The 5,168-nt window shown below is 56.2% G+C and carries 5 protein-coding genes and 2 pseudogenes; 6 read left to right on the top strand and 1 reads right to left on the bottom strand.

Annotated elements, in window-relative coordinates; genetic code table 11:
* The coding region (locus EN750_RS39975) for a hypothetical protein (protein WP_210212751.1) at positions 1-264 on the top strand (264 nt) is incomplete at its 5' end.
* A 24-nt stretch (positions 265-288) separates the two neighbouring features.
* A complete protein-coding gene (locus EN750_RS17665; RefSeq protein ID WP_127397176.1) occupies positions 289-2,034 on the top strand; it encodes a CocE/NonD family hydrolase in 1,746 nt (581 codons plus the stop codon).
* Positions 2,035-2,464: 430 nt separating this feature from the next.
* Here EN750_RS17665 and EN750_RS40805 read toward each other — a convergent pair.
* A pseudogene (locus EN750_RS40805) lies at positions 2,465-2,588 on the bottom strand (integrase); the annotation flags it as partial.
* 557 nt (positions 2,589-3,145) lie between these two features.
* On the opposite strand from EN750_RS40805, the gene EN750_RS17655 reads away from it, so the two are divergent.
* The 4 genes and pseudogenes from EN750_RS17655 to EN750_RS17645 all read left to right on the top strand — a co-directional run.
* A complete protein-coding gene (locus EN750_RS17655; RefSeq protein ID WP_127397175.1) occupies positions 3,146-3,520 on the top strand; it encodes a hypothetical protein in 375 nt (124 codons plus the stop codon).
* 72 nt (positions 3,521-3,592) lie between these two features.
* Positions 3,593-3,901, top strand: a pseudogene (locus EN750_RS41500) (IS5 family transposase); the annotation flags it as partial.
* Positions 3,790-4,326, top strand: coding sequence for an IS5 family transposase (locus tag EN750_RS17650; protein WP_281062306.1), 537 nt, complete (start codon positions 3,790-3,792; stop codon positions 4,324-4,326). The pseudogene EN750_RS41500 and the gene EN750_RS17650, both read left to right, overlap by 112 nt.
* A gap of 640 nt (positions 4,327-4,966) precedes the next feature.
* Positions 4,967-5,168, top strand: a 202-nt coding sequence (locus tag EN750_RS17645) for an ATP-binding cassette domain-containing protein (RefSeq protein ID WP_245482731.1), incomplete at its 3' end; no start/stop codon positions are given.

Genomic DNA, 5,168 nt, shown 5'->3' with positions numbered 1-5,168 from the left:
CACCTTATCTCGGTGTCCACGAAACCGGCAGCAGGCCAGTACTCTGCACGTTACGTGCGCCCTCAGCGGAGGAACGCCGATTTCCTGCGTTTGCCGAAGGATAATTCGTTCAAAGCGGCCGCTGACGCTGCTAGCTTTCATAGCGCGGTTCTTGATTGTCGGAGCCATGTGAGGCCGCCCAAGCTCAGCACTACAGGCCGCCTGTTTCGAAGAATGTCTTCCGGCTTTTGTGCATTGTTCAACGCCATTATGAAAGCAAAGTAAATGGAAATTGAACGGGATTCGCGGATGACACTCAATGCCCCTCTTACTGAAGCTGACGTCGCATGCGACATGGGCTACGTGTCGATGAAGGACGGAACGCGCATTGCCTACATTTCGTATTATCCGAAATCTGGCCGCTATCCGAGCGTCTTCTGGTACTCCCCATACACAGCGGGCTTTGCACCTTTCGAAGTCGCGAAACCGTTTCTAAACGCCGGCTACGCTTTCGTCGGGGCCAACTTCCCAGCGACGGGCTGTTCGGAAGGCATCATCGACTATTGGTTTGACCGAAAGGAAGGGATCTATGGTGCCGAAATAGTCGAATGGATTGCTGAAGAGCCCTGGAGCGACGGCAACATTGGAATGGTCGGCAATTCATCTGCGGGCACGGTTCAATTCTGGGTCGCAGCAGAACGACCGCCTCATTTGAGAGCCATTGTGGCGAGCGGCGTCTTAGACGGCTACGACGATTGGATTTCCTTAGGCGGAATGCTGCAGCTCTCCACATTGCGATGGTCTCTCGACAGTGAGTTCGTTTCCCAGGTTGAGGGAGTGGAGGGGCGAATCAGCGCGGGGGATACCGAATGTGTCCGAATTCGTGGAGGCGACCGACAACTCGTCAAACATTCATTCTTTGATGAGATCAGAAAGCGCCCACTAAAGGATGAATGGTGGGACTCGATCTGTTTGGCTCGCGACGAGGTTGCCGGCAAGGTTGCTGTCCCCACAATGATTATTGGTGCGTGGCAGGACCGCTGTGCAGTCAGGGAAAGCACTCGGCTATTTACTCAGCTGATGCCGAACTTGGAGCACCAGAAACTTGTCCTTATGAACGGCGATCACGGTATCGCCGGTCCGGGACCCCGTGAGTATAGCATTGTAAGCGACGAGCGTATGAAATTTCTGGATCGCTGGGTAAAGAGGGTTGACAATGGTATAGAACACGAATTGCCGGTAACTATCTATTGGGAAGTTTGGGAGCCCGGTGGAGATCCCAAGAAGTCCGTTGCGGGTTGGGTAACACAGCACAACGGTTGGCCAGAATCTTCAGTGGAGCGTCGCCCGTACTTTCTGACGGCCGATGCCAAGATATCGCCTGACAAACCTGATGCTCGTCCCAATCACGGCTCGCGCGCCTACCTCTATCCGTCTGGAGCAGAACTCTATGGAAACAATCAGCAATTCGCCATCCAGCCCAACAAGGAAGGTGTGTTGAACTACCGCACGGCTGTAGCGCTCTCCGAGATGACACTATTGGGGAACCCGGAAGTTACACTCTATCTCAGCATCGACAATGGAGATGATGCAGACTTGGAACTAACTTTGAAGGATGTCGATTCGGAAGGAAACGTGCTCTTCCTTCAATCAGGCCTGCTGCGCGCGTCACTACGCGCAGTCGATGAAAAGCGGAGCTATTCTGACGAAGTCGTTCATATTTTTCGCGAAACCCAGAAACTCACGCCGGGGCAAATTTATGAGATACGAATGTCGCTGTTGTCGCCAATCGCTCATGTAGTGCGACGAGGCCACAGTCTTGAGCTAACCATCGGCGCTCCCAATCCCATCTCCAAGCCGTCCATCGGCAGCATTCCAGCTGGCGCTGCATCCATTAACAGAGTCTATCACTCGGAGACATATCCTTCGAGAATCCTCCTTCCCATCATGCCGGGGGCGAAAGCGCAAGCGCCCGCACCTGAATGGGGCACCCAGCGAGCTCAGCCTTATCGAAAAGGATCTGTGTTTGTCACCGGCGGATTGCCAATTCGTTGAGCTTCAGCTCAGACATCACCCGCCAAACTCCGACCCGGGCAGGCATAGTTCGCCCAAAGGTAGGGTGAGCAAATAAGATAGGGTTGTAGAGACCGTCGTCGTAGTGCTGTTTGCCAGGATTGGCACGCCGTTACCTGTGCGCGCGACGCCACCAACTCCGCGTCCGGAATGCCATCTGGCCCGAGGGGGCGCATCAACAAACTGGGGCCAAGCCGGTGCGTCGGTCTTTAGCCCGCGCTGGCGGGGACCCCCAGATGCGCAGCGACATCGCTATGGGGGGCACCCTCTGATGCCGGGCCGTTAAGGCCACAATGCGAAAATAATGGTGTTTGGCGTCGCATGCTCTCCACGCATTGTAGTTTCCCGATCCCCACTCGCAAGCCGGCCGCGTGCTCACCATGGGAGTCGTGGTGCGTCCTCCGGACCAAGAACGGCCAAAGTAGTGCGAAAACTTCGCCACGGCATGCACGTAGGAGCGCAGCGTGGCCGGCGACAGATTACGGATCGTGATATCCTCGATCATGCGCCGGGCGAAGCGGGCTCAACTCGGCCATCTTATTGCTCCTATTCTCAAGATTGCGCTTTAACCTTAACAGCCGCAATCCTTCAAAACAGAAGCTTCACCCGCAAGCCGAACCGCCAAATGTGATGGAGGTGAACGCTAGTGAAGCCAAGGGTGTTGCCGCGAGGTGGTGTCTGAAGGAAGCGTGGAGCGCGATCTGGCGAACAGAAACCGGATATGAGGCACCCCGGGCCGGACGAGCGGGCAACGTATCGCGAAGTCCATATCATCAAGGGGCAGGGCTGTAGATCCGGCAGGTGCGCGGGAAAGGTGATTGAACTTACCTGGGAGGCCTGCGTCATGTTCCGACTTCGGAACTGAGGGAACCGCTTATGCGATCAAGCTGCGACTAAGCCACAAAAAACTTTAGGCCGTGAACTCATAAATGAGGGATGACCGAGAGACGAATGGATTGGGACTTGCGTTTGTGCCTTTGTGTACGCGGCGCGATCATCTAGGTTCCCAACATGGGGCCTCCCTTTCTCCTACGTTCTGACTGGCAAAGGCTGGGCCGAGTGCCAGATCGATGTCGATGGCACGCATCTGTTCATGCAGGCCTCACACCTTTCGGACGCGTTCGATGATATTGTTCGCGCCACGCTGAACATGCTCACGAACGGGAGTGTTGAAGCCGCAATTTTCAACGACGAACCCGGCACATACCGCTGGCGTCTCACACCCGCCGGCGACCGGCTCAATATCCGGATCGTCACCTATGACGGGCCGTTTGCCCGCGAGAACGATCCGACAGGCCGCTTGTCTTTCGATGTCGACTGCCGCTTGCGCACGTTCGCAGGCGCGGTCTTCTCGGCAGGACAGCAACTTCTCGCAACGCATGGTGAGGACGGCTACGCGGAGCAGTGGGGCCATCCGTTCCCTGGTGCGCCCCTCGCGCAACTCAAACAAGCACTGCGCAAAGGCTGATGAAGGTCCGCAACGGGTCATTTGCCCGACTTACGGCTTCCATATCCAAGCGAACTCTGATTCAGACCCTGCATGAGCCGATATGATCTGACCGAATTCGAATGGCGTGCGATCGAGCCGCATCTCCCCAACAAACCGCATGGTGTGCCGCGTGTTGACGACCGTCGGGTGCTCAAGGGTATCTTCTGGGTGGTCCGTTCCGGCGCGCCATGGCGAGACCTGCCTGAGCGATATGGTCCACGCACTACATGTTACAATCGCTTCGTCCGATGGCGGAAAGCAGGTGTGTGGGACCGCCTCATGGACGCCATCACCAAAGTCTACGACGGCAGGGTGCAGATGATCGATACCTCCATTATTCGCGTCCATCAGCAGGGCGCGACGGTAAAAAGGGGGATCGAGATAATTGTCTCGGTCGCTCTCGAGGCGGGCTGACAACCAAAATCCATGCTCTTGTCGACGCCCAAGGCCTGCCGATCAAGCTGATGCTAACGGCAGGCCAGATGAGTGACATCGCCTCCGCTGCGGATTTGATCATCGATTTGCCCGAAGGTGCCATGCTGCTCGCCGACAAGGGCTATGATGCCAACGCCTTGCGCAATGCCGTCACCGAGCGAAAGGCGTGGGCCAACATCCCACCAAAGACCAACCGCAAGGACCCGATCTGCTTCAGCCCATTCCTCTACAAGGCGCGCAATCTCGTCGAGCGCTTCTTTAGGCGCATCTCCACCCGCTACGAAGCTGGCCGAGAACTACCTCGCCGCACTGAAACTTGTCGCAATTCGCATCTGGCTACGCGGTTATGAGTCTACGTCCTGGTATACCCGCTCGGCATAAGTTCGGCGGTCGGCATAGACCGCCAAGATTAATCAGGTTGATCCGCACGCCTGACTTTACCAGACATCGAGCGCATCGCCAATGGCTGGCCCAACTGCAACATCGACGCCTCATGGGCCTGAGCTGCCCGCTTTCGATCGATCGCGGATCCTTGTCACTAGAAACGAAACCGGGGAAGCCCATCACCATATCCGGGACGAACTCTCGACCGCAATCACCAAGAGCGAACCGCATCAGCGGCGCGCTCAAACTCACCCAATCGCACTTATCCAGTTTGACCCATCTCGCTTCTAGATAACAACATTATACAAACTATAATTGACGTAATCCGGCCGGCCGTTGATTATCAACGAAAGCGAGTAGAGTTCGCTTGTCCCGCCATAATAGAATTCATCCCGCCATAATAGAAAAGGAAGCCTCGTCAGAATCGAAAGAAAAGGGAGGGAGTGCCGATTCATTCAGTTGCCGGTTCTGCGTGAAACACACGTGGTCCAGCTTGAGAAGGCACTGGCCGAGCTATCCGGGACACATTGAGGGCGTTCGGTGAAACGAGGGGTAGCTTTAGTGGATCGGACATCACACAGAATAAACGACGCGCCGGTCTTGCAGGTGTCGGACCTGCGGATTGTTTTTAGGACCCGCGGAACCACGATCCACGCCGTTAACGGCGTCAGCTTTGAACTTAATCCCGGCGAACTGCTTGGCGTCGTCGGTGAAAGCGGCTCTGGCAAGAGCGTTACGATGATGTCGCTCATGAAGCTCCTGCCGACGCCGCCTGCCGAAATCGTGTCTGGAAGGGTGCGTCTCGGGG

The organism is Mesorhizobium sp. M7A.F.Ca.ET.027.03.2.1, from assembly GCF_003999175.1.
In the GTDB taxonomy this organism is placed as follows: domain Bacteria; phylum Pseudomonadota; class Alphaproteobacteria; order Rhizobiales; family Rhizobiaceae; genus Mesorhizobium.
This window is presented reverse-complemented; position numbering and strand designations above follow the sequence as displayed.

Coding starts and splice junctions, on each gene's coding strand:
- EN750_RS17665 (WP_127397176.1), top strand. CDS start 289: ATGACACTCAATGCCCCTCTTACTGAAGCTGACGTCGCATGCGACATG.
- EN750_RS17655 (WP_127397175.1), top strand. CDS start 3,146: ATGCAGGCCTCACACCTTTCGGACGCGTTCGATGATATTGTTCGCGCC.
- EN750_RS17650 (WP_281062306.1), top strand. CDS start 3,790: ATGGCGGAAAGCAGGTGTGTGGGACCGCCTCATGGACGCCATCACCAA.